This window comes from Amycolatopsis sp. NPDC104819 (genome assembly GCF_055583145.1).
Genome location: NZ_JBVJON010000005.1, coordinates 552,303 through 566,603 on the forward strand (window position 1 = coordinate 552,303; position 14,301 = coordinate 566,603).

Consider the following 14,301-nt stretch of genomic DNA (forward strand, 5'->3'; position numbering starts at 1 on the left):
CCCTTCAGACAAGGCGGGCTCGCGGATCGAGCGCGCCGTAGCAGAGATCGACCAGGAAGTTCAGGAGCGTGACCAGCAGCGCCGAGAACAGCGTCACGCCGAGCAGGACCGGGAGGTTGAGCGAGGCGATCGCGTCGACGAGCAGCCGCCCGACCCCGGCCATGCCGAAGATCCGTTCGGTGATCACCGTGCCGGCCAGCAGCGACCCGAGGTCGACGCCGAACACCGTCACCACCGGCAGCAGGACGTTGCGCAGCGCGTGCCGGCCCACCACCTTCCGCTCGGTGAGGCCTTTCGCCCGTGCGGTGCGGATGTAGTCCTCACCGAGGGTCTCCAGCATCTGCCCGCGGGTCAGCCGGGCGTAGATCGCGGCGTGCAGGAACGCCAGCACCAGCCACGGCAGCACGAGGTGCCACGCCCACTGCGCGGGATCCTCGGTCAGCGGCACATAGCCGTTCTTCGGCACGACGTCGAGGGCGAAGGCGAAGATCGTGATGCCGATCATCCCGGCCAGGTAGGCGGGCATCGACACCCCGGCCATCGCGGCGGCCATGGTGATCCGGTCGACGGCGGAACCGCGGCGCAGCGCGGAAAGCACACCGAGCCCGACACCGAGGACGATCCAGATCACCGCCGCGCCCAGCGCCACCGAGAAGCTGACCCCGATCCGGCCGCCGATCTCGCTGAGGACGTCGACGTCGTTCTGGAAGTCGTACCCGAAACACGGCGCGGTGCAGTGGATCGCGGTGACACCGACGCCGAACGTGCGGCCGCCGAAGATGCCGCCGAGGAACTCGAAGAACTGCTGGTACCAGGGACTGTTGTAGCCCATGAACTCCCGCGCCAGCTCGAGGCTTTCCGGCGAGCACGGGCGGCCGCACGCCATCCGCGCCGGGTCGGCGGGCAGGACGTAGAAGACGACGAACGTCACGAAGGCGACGACCAGCAGGACCAGCAGCATCCCGGCGAACCGGGTCGCGACGAAGCGGGCGGTGCGCATCAGGCCGCGCCCCCGGACCGCGGGTCGAGCGTGTCGCGGATCGCGTCGCCGACGACGTTGAACGCCAGGGTGATGAGGAACAGCAGCGCCCCGGGGAAGACCAGGTACATCGGGTCCGTCTCGAAGAAGTCGATGGCCGCGCTGATCGTGCGGCCCCAGCTCGGGGTGGGCGGCAGCACGCCGACGCCCAGGAACGACAACGCGGCTTCGCTGCCGATCATCGACGGGATGCCGAGGCTCGCGACGACGATGATCGGCGCCCAGAGGTTCGGCAGCAGCTCCTTGGTGAACACGTGCCACGGCCCGCCGCCCAGCACCCGCGCCGCGGCGACGAAGTCGCGCTTGGCGAGCGTCAGCGCCTGCGCACGCACGATCCGCGCCACGCGGGGCCAGCCGAACAGCCCGAGGACGACGACCAGCGTGAACTGCCGCGGGAAGTCGACCGGCAGCACCGCGCCGAGCGCGATCATGAAGATCAGGTACGGGAAGCCGAGGATGACGTCGGCGGTCCAGGTGACCAGCCGGTCCCACCAGCCGCCGAGGTACCCGGCGCTGACGCCGATGACGACGCCGAGCGCGGTGGCCAGCACGGTCGCGCCCAGGCCGACCAGCAACGACGTCCGGGCGCCGTGGGCGACGAGCGCGAAGAGGTCGACGCCGGTCAGCGGCTCGACGCCGAACCAGTGCGCCGCGCTCACCCCGCCGAGCGACCCGGCGGGCAGGCCGGTCGGGCCCAGCGTCGAGATGTCCGGGACCAGGCTCTGCCCTTCGGCCAGCACGAACAGGTCGGCCCCGGCGGCCAGCAGCACGATGACGACGACGAGGAGCGCGCAGACGGACGTCCACCACCCCGAGCGGACGGCACGCCACACCGCGGCGGGCAGGGAACGCGCCGCGAGCGGCGGGAGGGCGGGGGCGGGCAAAGGCACCTTCAAGGTTCAGCCGATCGAGTGACGTCCCGGACCTTAAGCAGTTCCGCGGGTGAATAACGGGCCGTCCCACGATGTGGACGGATACTTCCCTCCCTTGCCCGTAGCGTGGAACTCGGGCACCACGACCCGTCGCCGGGAATCGCGGACCGGGGCCCAGGTTATTCCCGGGACGGCGAACCGTCCCAGCAGTTGGCCGTCCCGGCCCGGCACCCGCGATCGGGCGCAGACTGCAGGCACCTGCCGAGGAAGGGAACGCCGGGATGGCCTCAGGAAACGGACCACGGATCGCCGTCGCGCTGGACGGCGCCGGCTGGCACCCCGCCGCGTGGCGCGAGCCCGGGGCGCGGCCGGCCGAGCTGCTCACCGCCGGCTTCTGGGCCGACCAGGTCCGGGAGGCCGAAGCGGCCAAGCTCGACTTCGTCACCTTCGAGGACTCCCTGGCGCTGCAGACCGCGCAGGCCCTCGACCGGCCCGGCGAGCGCACCGAAGTCGTCCAGGGCCGGCTCGACGCGGTCCTGATCGCCGCCCGGGTGGCGCCGCTGACCTCGCACATCGGGCTGGTGCCGACCGCCGTGGTCACCCACACCGAGCCGTTCCACCTGTCGAAGGCGATCGCCACGCTCGACTACGTCAGCGCCGGCCGCGCCGGTGTCCGCGTTCAGGTCGCCGGGCGCGCCGAGGACAACCGGCACTTCGGCCGCCGCGAGTTCGGCGAGTTCCGGCTCGAGGACTCCACCACGCCGGACGTGCCGAGCCCGCTCGTGGACCTGTTCGACGAGGCCGCGGACTACGTCGAGGTGCTGCGCCGGCTCTGGGACTCCTGGGAGGACGACGCCGAGATCCGCGACGTCGCCACCGGCCGGTTCGTCGACCGGGAGAAGCTGCACTACATCGACTTCGAAGGCCGCTGGTTCAAGGTCAAGGGCCCGTCGATCACGCCGCGCCCGCCGCAGGGCCAGCCGCCGGTCAGCGTACTGGCGCACGCGCCCGTCCCCTACCGGCTCGCCGGGCGCTCGGCCGACGTCGTGTACGTGACGCCGTTCGACCGCGAGCAGGCCGCCACGATCGTCGGCGCCGTGCGGGACGAGCAGGACCTGGCCGGCCGCGGTGGCGAGACGCTGCACGTCTTCGGGGACGTCGTGGTGTTCCTCGACGAGACCGAGCGAGCCGCCGCCGACCGCAAGAAGCGGCTCGACGAGCTGTCCGGCGCGGAGTACTCCTCCGACGCGTTCGTCTTCACCGGCACCCCGGCCGGGCTCGCCGACCTGCTGCTCGGCTGGCAGGGCGCCGGGCTTTCCGGCTTCCGGCTGCGCCCCGCCGCGGTGCCGCACGACCTGACCGCGATCACCCGGGGGCTGGTCCCCGAACTGCGGGCCCGCGGGGCTTTCCGCACCGAGTACGAGGCCGCCACCCTGCGCGGGCTGCTCGGCCTCGCCCGCCCCGCCAACCGCTACGCGACCGCCTGAGGAGGCCCGAGATGTCCCAGCCCCGCAAGCAGATCCACCTCGCGGCACACTTCCCCGGCGTGAACAACACGACCGTGTGGAGCGACCCCGAGGCCGGCAGCCACATCGAGTTCAGCTCCTTCGTCAAGCTCGCGCAGACCGCCGAGCGCGCGAAGTTCGACTTCTTCTTCCTGGCCGAAGGCCTGCGGCTGCGCGAGCAGAACGGCGAGATCTACGACCTCGACGTCGTCGGGCGGCCGGACACCTTCACCGTGCTGTCGGCGCTGGCCGCGGTCACCGAGCGGCTCGGCCTGGCCGGCACGATCAACTCGACGTTCAACGAGCCGTTCGAGGTGGCCCGCCAGTTCGCCTCGCTCGACCACCTCTCCGCCGGGCGCGCGGCCTGGAACGTCGTCACGTCGTGGGACGCCTTCACCGGCGAGAACTTCCGCCGCGCCGGGTTCCTCCCGCAGGACCAGCGCTACGAGCGCGCCGAGACGTTCCTGCGGACCGCGTGGGAGCTGTTCGACTCCTGGCGCGGCGACGAGATCACCGCCGACGCGAAGACCGGCGAGTTCCTCCGCGACCCCGCCGCGGGCGCGTTTTCCCACCACGACAACCACTTCGCCATCGAGGGCCGGTTCCCGGTGCCGCGCAGCCCCCAGGGCCGGCCGGTGGTCATCCAGGCCGGCGACTCCGACGAGGGCCGCGACTTCGCGGCGGCCACCGCCGACGCGATCTTCAGCCGGTACGGGACCCTGGAGGCCGGGCAGGCGTTCTACTCCGACGTCAAGGGCCGGCTGGCCAAGTACGGCCGGACGCCCGAGCAGCTGGTGATCCTCCCGGCGGCGACGTTCGTGCTGGGCGACACCGACAGCGACGCCCAGGAGCGCGCCCACGTCGTGCGGCTGCAGCAGGTCAGCGGGCAGACCGCGATCAAGTTCCTCGAGCAGCTGTGGAACACCGACCTGAGCGACCACGACCCGGACGGCCCGCTGCCCGCGATCGACCCGGTGCCCGGTGAGAACACGATCGCCCGCGGCCGCGCGAGCGTCCGCATGTACCGCGACCCGCTGGCCACGGCCCGCGAATGGCGTCAGCTCGCCGAGGCGAAGAACCTGTCGTCGCGAGAGCTGATCATCGAGGTCACCGGCCGGCAGACGTTCATCGGCTCGCCGTCGACCGTCGCCGCGAAGATCGACGAGCTGGTCCAGGCCGACGCGAGTGACGGCTTCATCCTGGTCCCGCACGTCACCCCCGGCGGGCTCGACGAGTTCGCCGACCGGGTGGTGCCGCTGCTGCAGGAACGCGGCTCGTTCCGCACCGAGTACACCGGCACGACCCTGCGGGAGCACCTCGGCCTCGATCCGCTGCCGTGAGGCGCCGCCGGCGGTAGGTTGGCCCGATGGTGCGCGGAGCCGACCGGGCCGAGGGGATCCTGCTGACCGGCGTGGTGCTTGTCGCGCTGGTGGTGACGGGAGTCCAGGCCCGCGCGCTCGGCACGTGGTTCCTCGAGGTCGTCTGGGTGCTGATCGGCCTGCCGCTGGTTCTGCTGCTGCGCAAGCGGTTCCCGTTGACGCGGCTGCTGTGCTGGCTGCTGGTGCTGCACACACCGCGCAACGACTACGACCGGCTCGGGCACTTCGTCCAGGGGTTCGTGCCCGCGATCGCGGTGCGTGAGGTGCTGCTGCGCCGCACACCGCTGCGGGCCGGCCGATGGGTGGCGTTCCTGACGGTGAGCGTGTGCCTGGCGATCAGCGCGTGTTTCGAGTTCGTGGAGTGGTTCAGCGCCCTCGCGGCCGGCTCGGGCGCGGACGACTTCCTGGCCACCCAAGGGGATGTCTGGGACACGCAGTGGGACATGTTCCTCTGCCTCTGCGGCGCCGTGGTCTCCCTCCTCGTGTGGCGGCGGCTGCACGACCGGCAGCTACAACTTGATCACGACGCTGCGCCGAGCGGGTGACGCTGTTATGAACCCGGCGGGGCCGCCCGTGCCGGACACGTGCAAGATCACCGTCGACGGCAAGGTCGTCTCGGAGAACTCCCAACGCGGTCGCCGCCCTGTGCACCTTCCAGCCGTGAGCTGATCACCGGTCCGGGGTGACCTCGACCAGCCGGTACGGCCGCAGGGCCACCGGCCCCAGCAACCCGGACGCCAGCACCTGCCCGCGGGTGTTCGCGCCGGTGTTGGTGACCCGGACCCGCAGGCGGTTCACGCCCGGGCGCAGCGCCGCGGTCACGTCCAGGCGGTACGGCGGCCACAGCCGCGAGCCGACGACGACGCCGTTGAGCTCGACCTCGGCCACCTCGTGGACCTCGCCGAGGTCGAGGCTCCACCGCCGGCCGGGTGACGCCGGTGCGGTGAACTCCTTGGTGTACCAAGCAGAACCGGAGTACGCCGGGTTCAGGTCGGTCCAGGAACCCAGCGGCCGGGTGCGCACCGGGGAACCCTCGAAGTTGAACGCCCAGTCGCCGTCGAGCGGGAGCGCCGTCAGCGGGTCGGTCACCCGGGCGCGCCCGGTGAACGAGCGGCGGCCGTCGGTCGTGGTGACCGTGACCTCGCCCGGCGCCGTCACCCGCAGAGTCGCGGCCCGGCCGTCGGCACGGACGCGTTCCACCGGCGCCGACGCGGCCACCGCGTGGGCGGGCTCCGGTCCGGCCCGGAACACCACCAGCAGGGTCGCCTTCGGTTCGAGCCGCAGGACGGTCGCTGTGCCGGCGGGCGAACGCCGCCAGACTCCGGCCGGTGTCACGGTTCCCGTGTCGGGGTCCCACACCTCGGGCACGCCGGTCGCCGGGAACGTCGCGGTCACATCGACGGCTTCCGCGCGCTCGTTGAGCACCACGAAGGTCGCGCGGCCGTCCCCTTCGAGCCGCAGGACCCGGACGTCGGCGTGCGGCGGGTCCAGCACCGCGGCCGCCCTCCCCGACGCGGCCGTCGCCGCCGCGGCGGAGTCGGCCGCGCGGACCACCGAGCGGACGGCGAACAACTCGGCCAGTGCGGCCCGCAGGCCCGCGTGGTCACCGCCCGCCTCGCGCGCCGGCTCGCCCACAACGATCACCTGGCCGCCGCCGCGGGCGAACCGGAGCAACGTCCGCAGCGTGCCGAGCGCGAGGATCGGCGTCCGCGGCACCACCACGGTCAGGTAGGCCTGCTGCCCCACGACGAGCCTCGACCCGTTCGGCCGGGCGTGGGTCATCAAGGCGGGGTCGGCGTCGAGCGCGCCTTCGTCGAGGAAGTCGAAGTCGACCTGGACGTCTTCCAGCGCGTGCGCGGCGCCCAGGAACTCGGTGTCCAGAGTGGACATCTCCGGAGTGTCCTGAGTGGACTCGGCGGCGCGTTGCGGCTGCAGGAGCGCGGTGCGGGCCCTGGCCGGCAGCCGGCACGCTTCCATCAGCCGCCCGATCCAGTCGTTGAGCGGCGCGGACACCGCCCACCACGGGTTGGCCGGCTGGAACGGCGGCGGGTAGACGATCTGGCTCTCGTCGCTGAACCGGGCGTGCAGCAGCGTGTGGTTCACCCCGCGCACGGCGAACGCCCCGACGACTTCGCGGACCAGCGCCGGGGTGACCGCCCAGCCGGTGCCGCCCATCGCCTCGAGGTAGACCCGCTCCAGCCCGAGCTGGTGGGCGGTGCTGGCCGGCCACCGGGACAGCGTGCGGTGGTACCCGCGCTGGTAGTGGTCGAAGATCAGGTCGGTGCCCGGCACCTGCGCCCACTGGTTGGTCGTGTTCAGGTTGCCGGAGCTGCGCAGCTGCTCCCCCGGCCCGTATTCGTCCCACAGCGGGTTCGAGATCAGCCGCAGGCCGTGCGCGGCCATCCACTGCCCCTGCGTCCGGTAGTACGCGGCCGCGAACCGGTTGCTGACCGCGCGCCAGAAGACCCCGCGCAGCCGCAGGCCGTCCGGACCGAGGTCGGTGTGCACGGCGGTCAGCGCGATCCCCGGCGTCACCCCGAGCCGCTTCAGCTCCGCGTCCAAAGTGGACGACCAGGGCACGGTGTCGAACGGGCCGTCGGCCGAGGCGAGGTACGGCTCGTCGTCGGCGAAGCCGCGCAGGACCGAGCCCACCGCCCACGGGAACCGCCGCAGGTACTCCCCCGGCACGGCGTCGACGAACAGCCGCACCGCTTCGTCGTCGAGCAGGTCCAGGTAGGCGCGGCCGGTGCCGGTGGGGGTGCTCAGCGGGCGGAGGGTGAACAGGTCCAGCCGCCAGCTCCCGGCGGGCGGGGTCCACGTGCCGCCCGCCCGCGCCTGCTCGGTCAGGTCGACGAGCGAGCCGGGGTCGGAAGAGGAGTCCGGCCGCGCGGCCGCGGCGACCAGCGGCACCCCGGTGGCGGGCAGGGCGAAGGCGTCGAGCGCGGCCGAGCTGTCGAACGTCTCCGCGTACAGCACACCGCCGGCCGGGTCCCGCACGGTGAGGCCGGCCCACGACGACCGCTGGCTCGCGACCGCGCGCACGCCGACCCGGCCGGTCGTGTGCGTGATCTCGGCCGGTGCCTGCGCGACGCCGTCCAGCGTCACCGTCAGCGTCGTCCCGCGGACCCGCACGAGCAGCTCGTGGTCCGCGGCGGGGTCGAACCCCGCGACCGGTGAACCGCTCCGGACCAGCGTGAACGCGCCGCCGGTCTGCTGCCAGACGTCCACGGCGCCGTCGGCGCGCAGGTCGGCGAGGACCCCGTCGGCCTCGCCGGCGCTGCGGACCATGAGCCCGGCCGTGGCGCGCTCGATCCGGACCACTGCGACGACGTCGTAGTCCTGCCACTGGGTGCCCTCGCGCAGCAGCGTCACGCCGTCGCGCGCGCCCGCGTCGACCAGCAGCCGGCCGCCCGACACCGAGAGCCCGCGGCTCACCAGCGGCACCGGCTCGCCGCCGGCGACGGTCAGCGTCTGGTGCCCGACGCCCTTGAGCCGGAGATCCGGCCGCGGCTGGTAGACCCGGGTGCCGACCCGGCCGCCGTCGACGACGAGCCCGCCGGCGCGGCCGCTCGGGAAGTAGTCGTCGTTGAACAGCCAGAGGTGCATGTCGTGGCGCTGGGCCTCGCGCAGGGTGAACTCGATGAGCGTGAACCAGTCTTCGGTGAAGAACGCGGGCCGCAGCGCCGCCGTGTCGAACGGGAACACCAGCACCTCGTGGACACCTCGGCTCCGCAGGTCCGCCAGCCCGTCGGCGACAAGGGCCGGGGTGACGGCGCCGTTCCAGAACCAGAGCACGGTGGGCCGCGAGTCGGGCCGCGGGTCAGCGAACCGCTTGGCCGCGTCACCCCCGCCGTCCGGCGCGGCGTAGGCGATCGGGAAGCCGCCCGCCGTCCCGGCGACGGCCGCGGCCGACACGAGCGCGAGCACGCGCCGCCGGGACAGCCGGAAGCCGCCGTCGGTTGCCGGATCGTGCTCGGTCATCGTGACCCCCCGTGGAGTTGAAACGATTCAAGGCAGGCGGAAAGCTACGTGACCCAGGTCATAGCCGTCAAGGATTTGGCCGGTAAGCTGTCCGGTGGTTTTCTCCCCAAGATCATTTTCAACCGGTGGGGCCCGGGACACGTAGTAGCCGGTGTGAGGCCTCGAACCGCCGACGACGGCGAAACCACGCAGTGGGCCCGGCTCGCCGGGCGCGGTGACCAGGTGGCACTGGAGCGTTTCCTGCGCGCGACCCAGCCCCGGGTCTGGCGGTTCGCCGCCGGGACGAGCGGCCCGCGGCTCGCCGACGACCTCACCGAGGAGACCTACTCACGCGCGCTCGCCGAGCTGCGCCGCTTCCGCGGCGAACGGCCGGCCGGGACGTGGCTGCTGTCGATCGCCCGGCAGGTGGTGGCCGACGGCGACCGGGAAAGCGCTCCCGCGCGCGGCGAGGCGATCCGCACCCTCGAACCGGATCGCCGGGACGCGTTCGTGCTCACCCAGACCCTCGGACTGTCCTATGCGGACGCCGCCGAGGTGTGCGGGTGCCCGGTCGAGGCCATCCGGACCCGGGTGGCCGAAGCGCGTGAAGACCTCCTCGCGGCCGAGGTCTCCGTCCGACGCCCCGCGGCCGGCTGATCCCCGTGAGCTGCACGGAACTGCGTGAATCACTGTCGGCCCGCATGGACGGCGAGTCCACTTCGGACGACGGCTTCCTCGACGGCCACGTCGCGTCCTGCGCCGGCTGCCGGTCCTGGGAGGAGCGGGCCGTCGCGCTGCGGCGGACGATGCTGCTGCGCGAGGCGCCCCCGGTGCCGGACCTGACCGGCCGGCTACTCGCGAACGTCCCGGCGCCGCGTGCCGAGCAGTGGGGAGTCCGCGTCGCCCTCGCCCTCGTCGCGCTCGTCCAATGTGGACTCGGTTTCGGCGGCCTGCTCATCCACAGTGTCCAGAACGCCGGTCACGCCGGAATGGCGGACATGGCCGGGATGTCGATGCCGGGGATGGCGGGAATGGACGGCATGACCACGGTGGCGCACCTGAGCAACGAGAGCGCGGCGTGGAACCTCGCCCTCGGCGCCGGCCTGCTGTGGGCGGCGCTGCGGCCGCGGGTCGCGGGCGGGCTGCTGCCGGTGTTCGCCGGGTTCGTCCTGGTGCTCGGGATCGTGTCGGCGGTCGACGGCTCCGGCGGCCTGGTCGCGGCCGGACGGTTGTCGGCGCACGTGCTCGTGCTCGCCGGGGTTGCACTGCTGTTCGTCCTGCACTGGCAGCTGCGGCGGTCGCCGAAGCACCGCTAGGGTGGGCCCCATGGGGACGATCAGGCAGGTCCAAATCACCTTCGACTGCGCGGAACCCGAGCGGGTCGCCCGGTTCTGGTGCGAGGTGCTGGGATACGTCGTTCCGCCGCCCCCGAAGGGTTTCGAGTCCTGGGCGGAGTTCGACCGCTCACTGCCGGCCGACCGTCAGGGCGCGGCGTTCGCCTGTGTCGACCCGTCGGGCGCGGGCCCGCGGCTGTTCTTCCAGCGGGTCCCCGAAGGCAAGGTCGCCAAGAACCGGGTCCACCTCGACGTGCGAGCCGGAACCGGCCTCGTCGGCGACGAGCGCCTCGCGACGCTCGAGGCCGAGTGCGCCCGCCTGGTCGCGCTGGGCGCGGTCCACGAGCGGACGCTGTACGCCGACGGTGTCGAAGAGTCGTGCATCGTGATGCAGGACGTCGAGGGCAACGAGTTCTGCCTGGACTGAGCTCCGGGTCACCAGGGACCGGTCCCGGGCCGGGCCCACCACGCTGGGTACATGACGGAACCGGTTCCGCGACGCCCTCCGGCTCTGGTCGCCGCCCTGGTTGTGCTGCCACTGGCAGCCTTCCTGTTCGGGATGACCGAGACAGCTGAGCCGCTGCTGGCGGTTCGCTTCAACTGGGCCCGGGGTGACATCGCGGTGTCCTACGCCCTGATCGGCACAGCCCTCTTCGCGGCGGGTGCCGTGCTGGCTTGCCTGCCCGAGTCGACCCAGTACTACCGGCTGGCCGCGCAGTGGCGAATACGCGCGAAGAAAGCACCCTGAGCAACTCCACCTCAAGAGGCTTGACGCTGCCCACGTTCAGGTATCTACTTCGTTGTCACATATATGCCAACAGTTCATGTATATGAACGGAGTAGCAGTGTTGCCGCTCAGAACTCTCCGGCGTTTCGGCGTCCTGGCGACGGCGACGGCCGTGCTCAGCCTCCCGCTGACCGGACTCGCCTCAGCCGACACCGACACCACCTCTGCCGGGCCGTGCTCCCTGCCCGTGCTCTCCCGGCTCTGCCCGCCGAAGACCGTCGTGCTCGACGGGAACCGGTTGCTGCTGAACAAGCTCGCGCTGCTCGTCGGTGACCGGACCACCAAGACCGCGCTCGGGAACCTGCTCAAGCAGGCCGACGTCGCCGTCACGGCCGGGCCGTGGACCGTTGCCGACAAGGAGCGGGTGCCGCCCAGCGGGGACAAGCACGACTACCTCAGCCTCGCCCCCTACTGGTGGCCCAGCCAGCCGAAGACCCCGCAGAACCCGCTCGGCTGCCCGTACGTGCAGCGCGACGGCGTCCTGAACCCCGAAACCACGGCCGTCCCGGACAAGGCCGAGCGGCTCAAGGCGTTCAGCTCGATCTACCAGCTCTCCCTCGCCTGGTACTACACCGGCAAGGCCGACTACGCGAAGCGCGCGGCGCTCGACCTGCGCACCTGGTTCCTCGACGCGGCCACGAAGATGAACCCGAACCTGAACTTCGCCCAGGGCATCCCCTGCAAGAACGACGGCCGCGGGATCGGCATCATCGAGTTCTCCTACACCTTCACCCAGGTGCTCGACGCCGCCGCGATCCTGAGCACCGGCGCGCCCGGCTGGTCGAAGGGGGACGAAAGCGCGTTCAAGAGCTGGTCGGGTGACTTCCTGACCTGGCTGCGCACCAGCCAGTACGGCAAGGACGAAGCCGCGGCCCAGAACAACCACGGCACCTTCATGGACATGCTGACCGCCGGCATCGCGCTCTACACGGGACAGTCCGGCGTCACGAAGGACATCCTCGAGAAGGCCAAGGCGGGCCGGATCGACCACCAGATCGCCGCCGACGGCAGCCAGCCCGAGGAGGTGGCGCGGACCCGCACCTACCACTACTCGACGTTCAACCTGGTCGCGCTGACCCGGCTCGCGCAGATCGGCCGGCACGCCGGCGTCGACCTGTGGGGTTACCGCAACCCGCAGGGCGGCAGCATCTTCAAGGCCGTCGACTTCCTGCTCCCGGCGGCCACCGGCGGCGCGTCGCAATGGCACTACCCGGATCTGAACTTCCTCCAGTACGCGGCCCTGGACAGCGTCCACGCAGCGGCGGATGCCGGTGACCGTGACGCGCGGGCGGCGCTGCCGAAGGTCCCGGCCCCGCCGGGCGGCGACCTCTACCCCGTCCGCCCGGCCGCCGAGCAGCTGGACGACATCTCCACGACCGGCTGAGGCGTTCCCGTGGTGCCGGTCTCCCCCGCGGCCGGCACCACGGGACTCACACCGCTTCCGGCGCGGGCGCCCGGTGGGCGGCCGCGTAGTGCGCGGTCCCGATCGCGCCCGCCACGGCGAGGACGAACCCCGCGACCGCCGCGGCGGTGAAGCCCGCGCGGACGCGGTCGTCCAGCACCACCACCCCGATCAGCGACGACACCGCCGTGTTGGTGGTGAACATGATCGCGGTGACCGCGGTCGCGCGGCCGCGTTGCAGGGCCAGCGCGAACGCGATCGCCGCGGCGAGCCCGTTGGTGATCATCGCCCAGATCGCCGGCTCCAGCGCGAGGCGCCAGACCGGGCCCGACGCGTCCAGCGTCCGCGCCGAGATCCCGACGGCGCTGAACCCCAGCCCGGCGCAGAACCCCAGCACGATCGGCGTCCAGCGCCCCTCGACACGCTGGGCGGTGAACGCGGTCGCCGCGATCAGGACCGCCACCCCCACCAGCGCGAGCTTCCAGCCGGTCGACAGCGGCTCGGCCGGCCCGGGGTCCGCGGACAGCCCGAGCAGGACCAGGCCGGTCGCGCCGACGCCCAGCGCGGCCCAGCCGGCGCTCGCCAGCCGGACCCCGAGGATCGCGGAGATCGTCGCGGTGACGCCGACGCTGAAGGCGAGCACCGACTGGACCAGGAACAACGGCAGCCGGTGCAGCGCGGCGGCGGCGAAGACGAACCCGAGCAGGTCCACCCCGACCCCGAGGAAGTACAGCGGCTGCCGCCGCAGCCCGACGAGGTCCTGCGGCGAGCCACCGTAGGCGCCGGCCTTCCGGACCCCGGCGGACTCCAGGATGGAGCCACTGCCCGAGGCGACGGCGGCCAGCACGGCGAGGACGTATCCGAGGATCACGGCCTGAGTCTCTCAGCCGGCTCCGGACGCTCTCACCTCGGACCGCCGAGCACGGCTTTCAGGAGTCGGTCGTCTTGGCGCAGGACACCGGCCGGCCGGGGCCGGGGGCCGTCGCCCTGGCCAGTTCCTGCTCGCCGTCCAGCAGAATGCGGCAGCTCAGCGTGAGATCGCCCGTCGGGGTGGCCGTGAGCTCCGCCTGTTGACCCGCGGTCACGATGACCTCCTGCTTCCACGGCACGCCGACCGGGCCGGCGACCGTGTGCTGCTTGACCTCGTCGTTGTAGCGGTTCGGGGAGTTCGCGTAACCGACCTTCGCCAGCGTCCCGCCACTGGGGCCGGTCACCTCGTAGGTGATCGCCCAGGACTTGCCGGTGGGGTTGGCACACGCCGTGACACCCGCCAGCGCGCCGCCGAGGACCACCGTCGCGAGCACTGCCTTGATCATCATGGTCAAAACCGTAGGGCCCCCGGACCGCGACGGCATCGGACCGAAGACCGATCATCCGATAGTGCGATGGTCCTGGTCCTGGTCCCGCACGCGCAGCGCCGGGCCGACCCAGCGGCGGACGAGCGCGCGCAGCTCGTCGTCGGTGAGCTCCGGGGTGGCCGGGAACTGCAGGAACGAGATGAACAGCCGCATCAGGATCTCGGCCAGGCCGCGCAGGTCGTCGTCGGTCTCGACGCCCGCGGCCGCCCAGTCGACCGGCACGGTGCGGAGGATCCGCGCGCCGAACGTGAACGCCTCCGGGGCGAGCACCCCGACCGTGAAGAAGTCGGCTTCGCCCGCCTTCAGCAGCAGGCCGAGGTGGGGCTCGTCGGGGACGGTCCGGAGGGCGAACACCACCGACTCGACCGCGGCTTCGGCGGGACTGCCGAACGAGGCCAGGTGCCGCTCCATCCGCCCGGCGAACTCCTCGACCCCGGCGAGCGCGACCGCGCGCAGGATGTCCTTCAAGCCCGGGAAGTAGCGGTAGACGGTCTGGCGGGTCACCCCGGCCTCGGCGGCGACGTCGGAGAGGCTGGTCTTGGCGAGCCCGGCGCGATCGAGGCACGCCGTCGCCGCCTCGACGATCCGGCGGCGCGCCTCGTCTTCGGTGCCGGGCGGGTTGCCCTGCCAGCCGTGGAACCCCATGCGCCCCATCTTCCCCGAGC

At 72.4% G+C, this 14,301-nt stretch carries 14 protein-coding genes; 8 read left to right on the forward strand and 6 right to left on the reverse strand.

Annotated features, from left to right (window positions below; translation table 11 throughout):
- Window positions 1-4: 4 nt before the first annotated feature.
- Window positions 5-1,000 (reverse strand): ABC transporter permease, encoded by a 996-nt coding sequence (locus tag ACZ63E_RS18730; protein ID WP_465337318.1) that lies wholly within the window; start codon window positions 998-1,000, stop codon window positions 5-7.
- Complete coding sequence (locus tag ACZ63E_RS18735) at window positions 1,000-1,923, reverse strand: ABC transporter permease (protein WP_465337481.1); 924 nt, start codon at window positions 1,921-1,923, stop codon at window positions 1,000-1,002. The genes ACZ63E_RS18730 and ACZ63E_RS18735 overlap by 1 nt, the downstream gene beginning before the upstream one ends.
- 269 nt (window positions 1,924-2,192) lie before the next feature.
- Between ACZ63E_RS18735 and ACZ63E_RS18740 the strand changes: the two genes are divergently transcribed.
- From ACZ63E_RS18740 to ACZ63E_RS18750, 3 genes are read left to right on the forward strand one after another with little or no spacing between them, the layout of a single operon-like run.
- Complete coding sequence (locus ACZ63E_RS18740; RefSeq protein ID WP_465337320.1) at window positions 2,193-3,398, forward strand: LLM class flavin-dependent oxidoreductase; 1,206 nt, start codon at window positions 2,193-2,195, stop codon at window positions 3,396-3,398.
- Window positions 3,399-3,409: 11 nt separating this feature from the next.
- The gene (locus ACZ63E_RS18745; protein ID WP_465337321.1) at window positions 3,410-4,756 is read left to right on the forward strand and encodes an NtaA/DmoA family FMN-dependent monooxygenase; all 1,347 of its coding nucleotides are present in this window, start codon (window positions 3,410-3,412) and stop codon (window positions 4,754-4,756) included.
- Window positions 4,757-4,782: 26 nt separating this feature from the next.
- Window positions 4,783-5,340, forward strand: coding sequence for a DUF2238 domain-containing protein (locus tag ACZ63E_RS18750; protein WP_465337323.1), 558 nt, complete (start codon window positions 4,783-4,785; stop codon window positions 5,338-5,340).
- Between the two features lie 124 nt (window positions 5,341-5,464).
- Here the strand turns inward: ACZ63E_RS18750 and ACZ63E_RS18755 are convergent, their stop codons facing one another.
- Window positions 5,465-8,776 (reverse strand): glycosylhydrolase-like jelly roll fold domain-containing protein, encoded by a 3,312-nt coding sequence (locus ACZ63E_RS18755; RefSeq protein ID WP_465337325.1) that lies wholly within the window; start codon window positions 8,774-8,776, stop codon window positions 5,465-5,467.
- 153 nt (window positions 8,777-8,929) lie between these two features.
- On the opposite strand from ACZ63E_RS18755, the gene ACZ63E_RS18760 reads away from it, so the two are divergent.
- The 5 genes from ACZ63E_RS18760 to ACZ63E_RS18780 all read left to right on the forward strand — a co-directional run bounded on the left by ACZ63E_RS18760 (window position 8,930) and on the right by ACZ63E_RS18780 (window position 12,260).
- The gene (locus tag ACZ63E_RS18760) at window positions 8,930-9,412 is read left to right on the forward strand and encodes a sigma factor-like helix-turn-helix DNA-binding protein (RefSeq protein WP_465337327.1); all 483 of its coding nucleotides are present in this window, start codon (window positions 8,930-8,932) and stop codon (window positions 9,410-9,412) included.
- A gap of 5 nt (window positions 9,413-9,417) precedes the next feature.
- Complete coding sequence (locus ACZ63E_RS18765; RefSeq protein ID WP_465337329.1) at window positions 9,418-10,071, forward strand: zf-HC2 domain-containing protein; 654 nt, start codon at window positions 9,418-9,420, stop codon at window positions 10,069-10,071.
- A gap of 10 nt (window positions 10,072-10,081) precedes the next feature.
- Window positions 10,082-10,516, forward strand: a complete 435-nt coding sequence (locus ACZ63E_RS18770) for a VOC family protein (RefSeq protein ID WP_465337331.1) — start codon at window positions 10,082-10,084, stop codon at window positions 10,514-10,516.
- Between the two features lie 132 nt (window positions 10,517-10,648).
- Window positions 10,649-10,837 carry a hypothetical protein gene (locus tag ACZ63E_RS18775; protein WP_465337332.1) on the forward strand — a complete coding sequence of 63 codons (189 nt, stop codon included), beginning with the start codon at window positions 10,649-10,651 and terminating at the stop codon, window positions 10,835-10,837.
- A gap of 97 nt (window positions 10,838-10,934) precedes the next feature.
- The gene (locus ACZ63E_RS18780) at window positions 10,935-12,260 is read left to right on the forward strand and encodes an alginate lyase family protein (protein ID WP_465337333.1); all 1,326 of its coding nucleotides are present in this window, start codon (window positions 10,935-10,937) and stop codon (window positions 12,258-12,260) included.
- 46 nt (window positions 12,261-12,306) lie between these two features.
- Here the strand turns inward: ACZ63E_RS18780 and ACZ63E_RS18785 are convergent, their stop codons facing one another.
- Genes ACZ63E_RS18785 through ACZ63E_RS18795 form a run of 3 tightly spaced genes read right to left on the reverse strand, consistent with a single transcriptional unit; the run spans window position 12,307 to window position 14,281 of the window.
- A complete protein-coding gene (locus ACZ63E_RS18785) occupies window positions 12,307-13,149 on the reverse strand; it encodes a hypothetical protein (protein ID WP_465337334.1) in 843 nt (280 codons plus the stop codon).
- 58 nt (window positions 13,150-13,207) lie between these two features.
- Window positions 13,208-13,597, reverse strand: coding sequence for an MmpS family transport accessory protein (locus ACZ63E_RS18790; RefSeq protein WP_465337335.1), 390 nt, complete (start codon window positions 13,595-13,597; stop codon window positions 13,208-13,210).
- Window positions 13,598-13,648: 51 nt separating this feature from the next.
- Window positions 13,649-14,281 (reverse strand): TetR/AcrR family transcriptional regulator, encoded by a 633-nt coding sequence (locus tag ACZ63E_RS18795; protein ID WP_465337336.1) that lies wholly within the window; start codon window positions 14,279-14,281, stop codon window positions 13,649-13,651.
- Between the last annotated feature and the right edge of the window lie 20 nt (window positions 14,282-14,301).

Coding starts and splice junctions, on each gene's coding strand:
- ACZ63E_RS18730 (WP_465337318.1), bottom strand. CDS start 1,000: ATGCGCACCGCCCGCTTCGTCGCGACCCGGTTCGCCGGGATGCTGCTG.
- ACZ63E_RS18740 (WP_465337320.1), top strand. CDS start 2,193: ATGGCCTCAGGAAACGGACCACGGATCGCCGTCGCGCTGGACGGCGCC.
- ACZ63E_RS18745 (WP_465337321.1), top strand. CDS start 3,410: ATGTCCCAGCCCCGCAAGCAGATCCACCTCGCGGCACACTTCCCCGGC.
- ACZ63E_RS18750 (WP_465337323.1), top strand. CDS start 4,783: ATGGTGCGCGGAGCCGACCGGGCCGAGGGGATCCTGCTGACCGGCGTG.
- ACZ63E_RS18755 (WP_465337325.1), bottom strand. CDS start 8,776: ATGACCGAGCACGATCCGGCAACCGACGGCGGCTTCCGGCTGTCCCGG.
- ACZ63E_RS18770 (WP_465337331.1), top strand. CDS start 10,082: ATGGGGACGATCAGGCAGGTCCAAATCACCTTCGACTGCGCGGAACCC.
- ACZ63E_RS18775 (WP_465337332.1), top strand. CDS start 10,649: ATGACCGAGACAGCTGAGCCGCTGCTGGCGGTTCGCTTCAACTGGGCC.
- ACZ63E_RS18790 (WP_465337335.1), bottom strand. CDS start 13,597: ATGATGATCAAGGCAGTGCTCGCGACGGTGGTCCTCGGCGGCGCGCTG.
- ACZ63E_RS18795 (WP_465337336.1), bottom strand. CDS start 14,281: ATGGGGTTCCACGGCTGGCAGGGCAACCCGCCCGGCACCGAAGACGAG.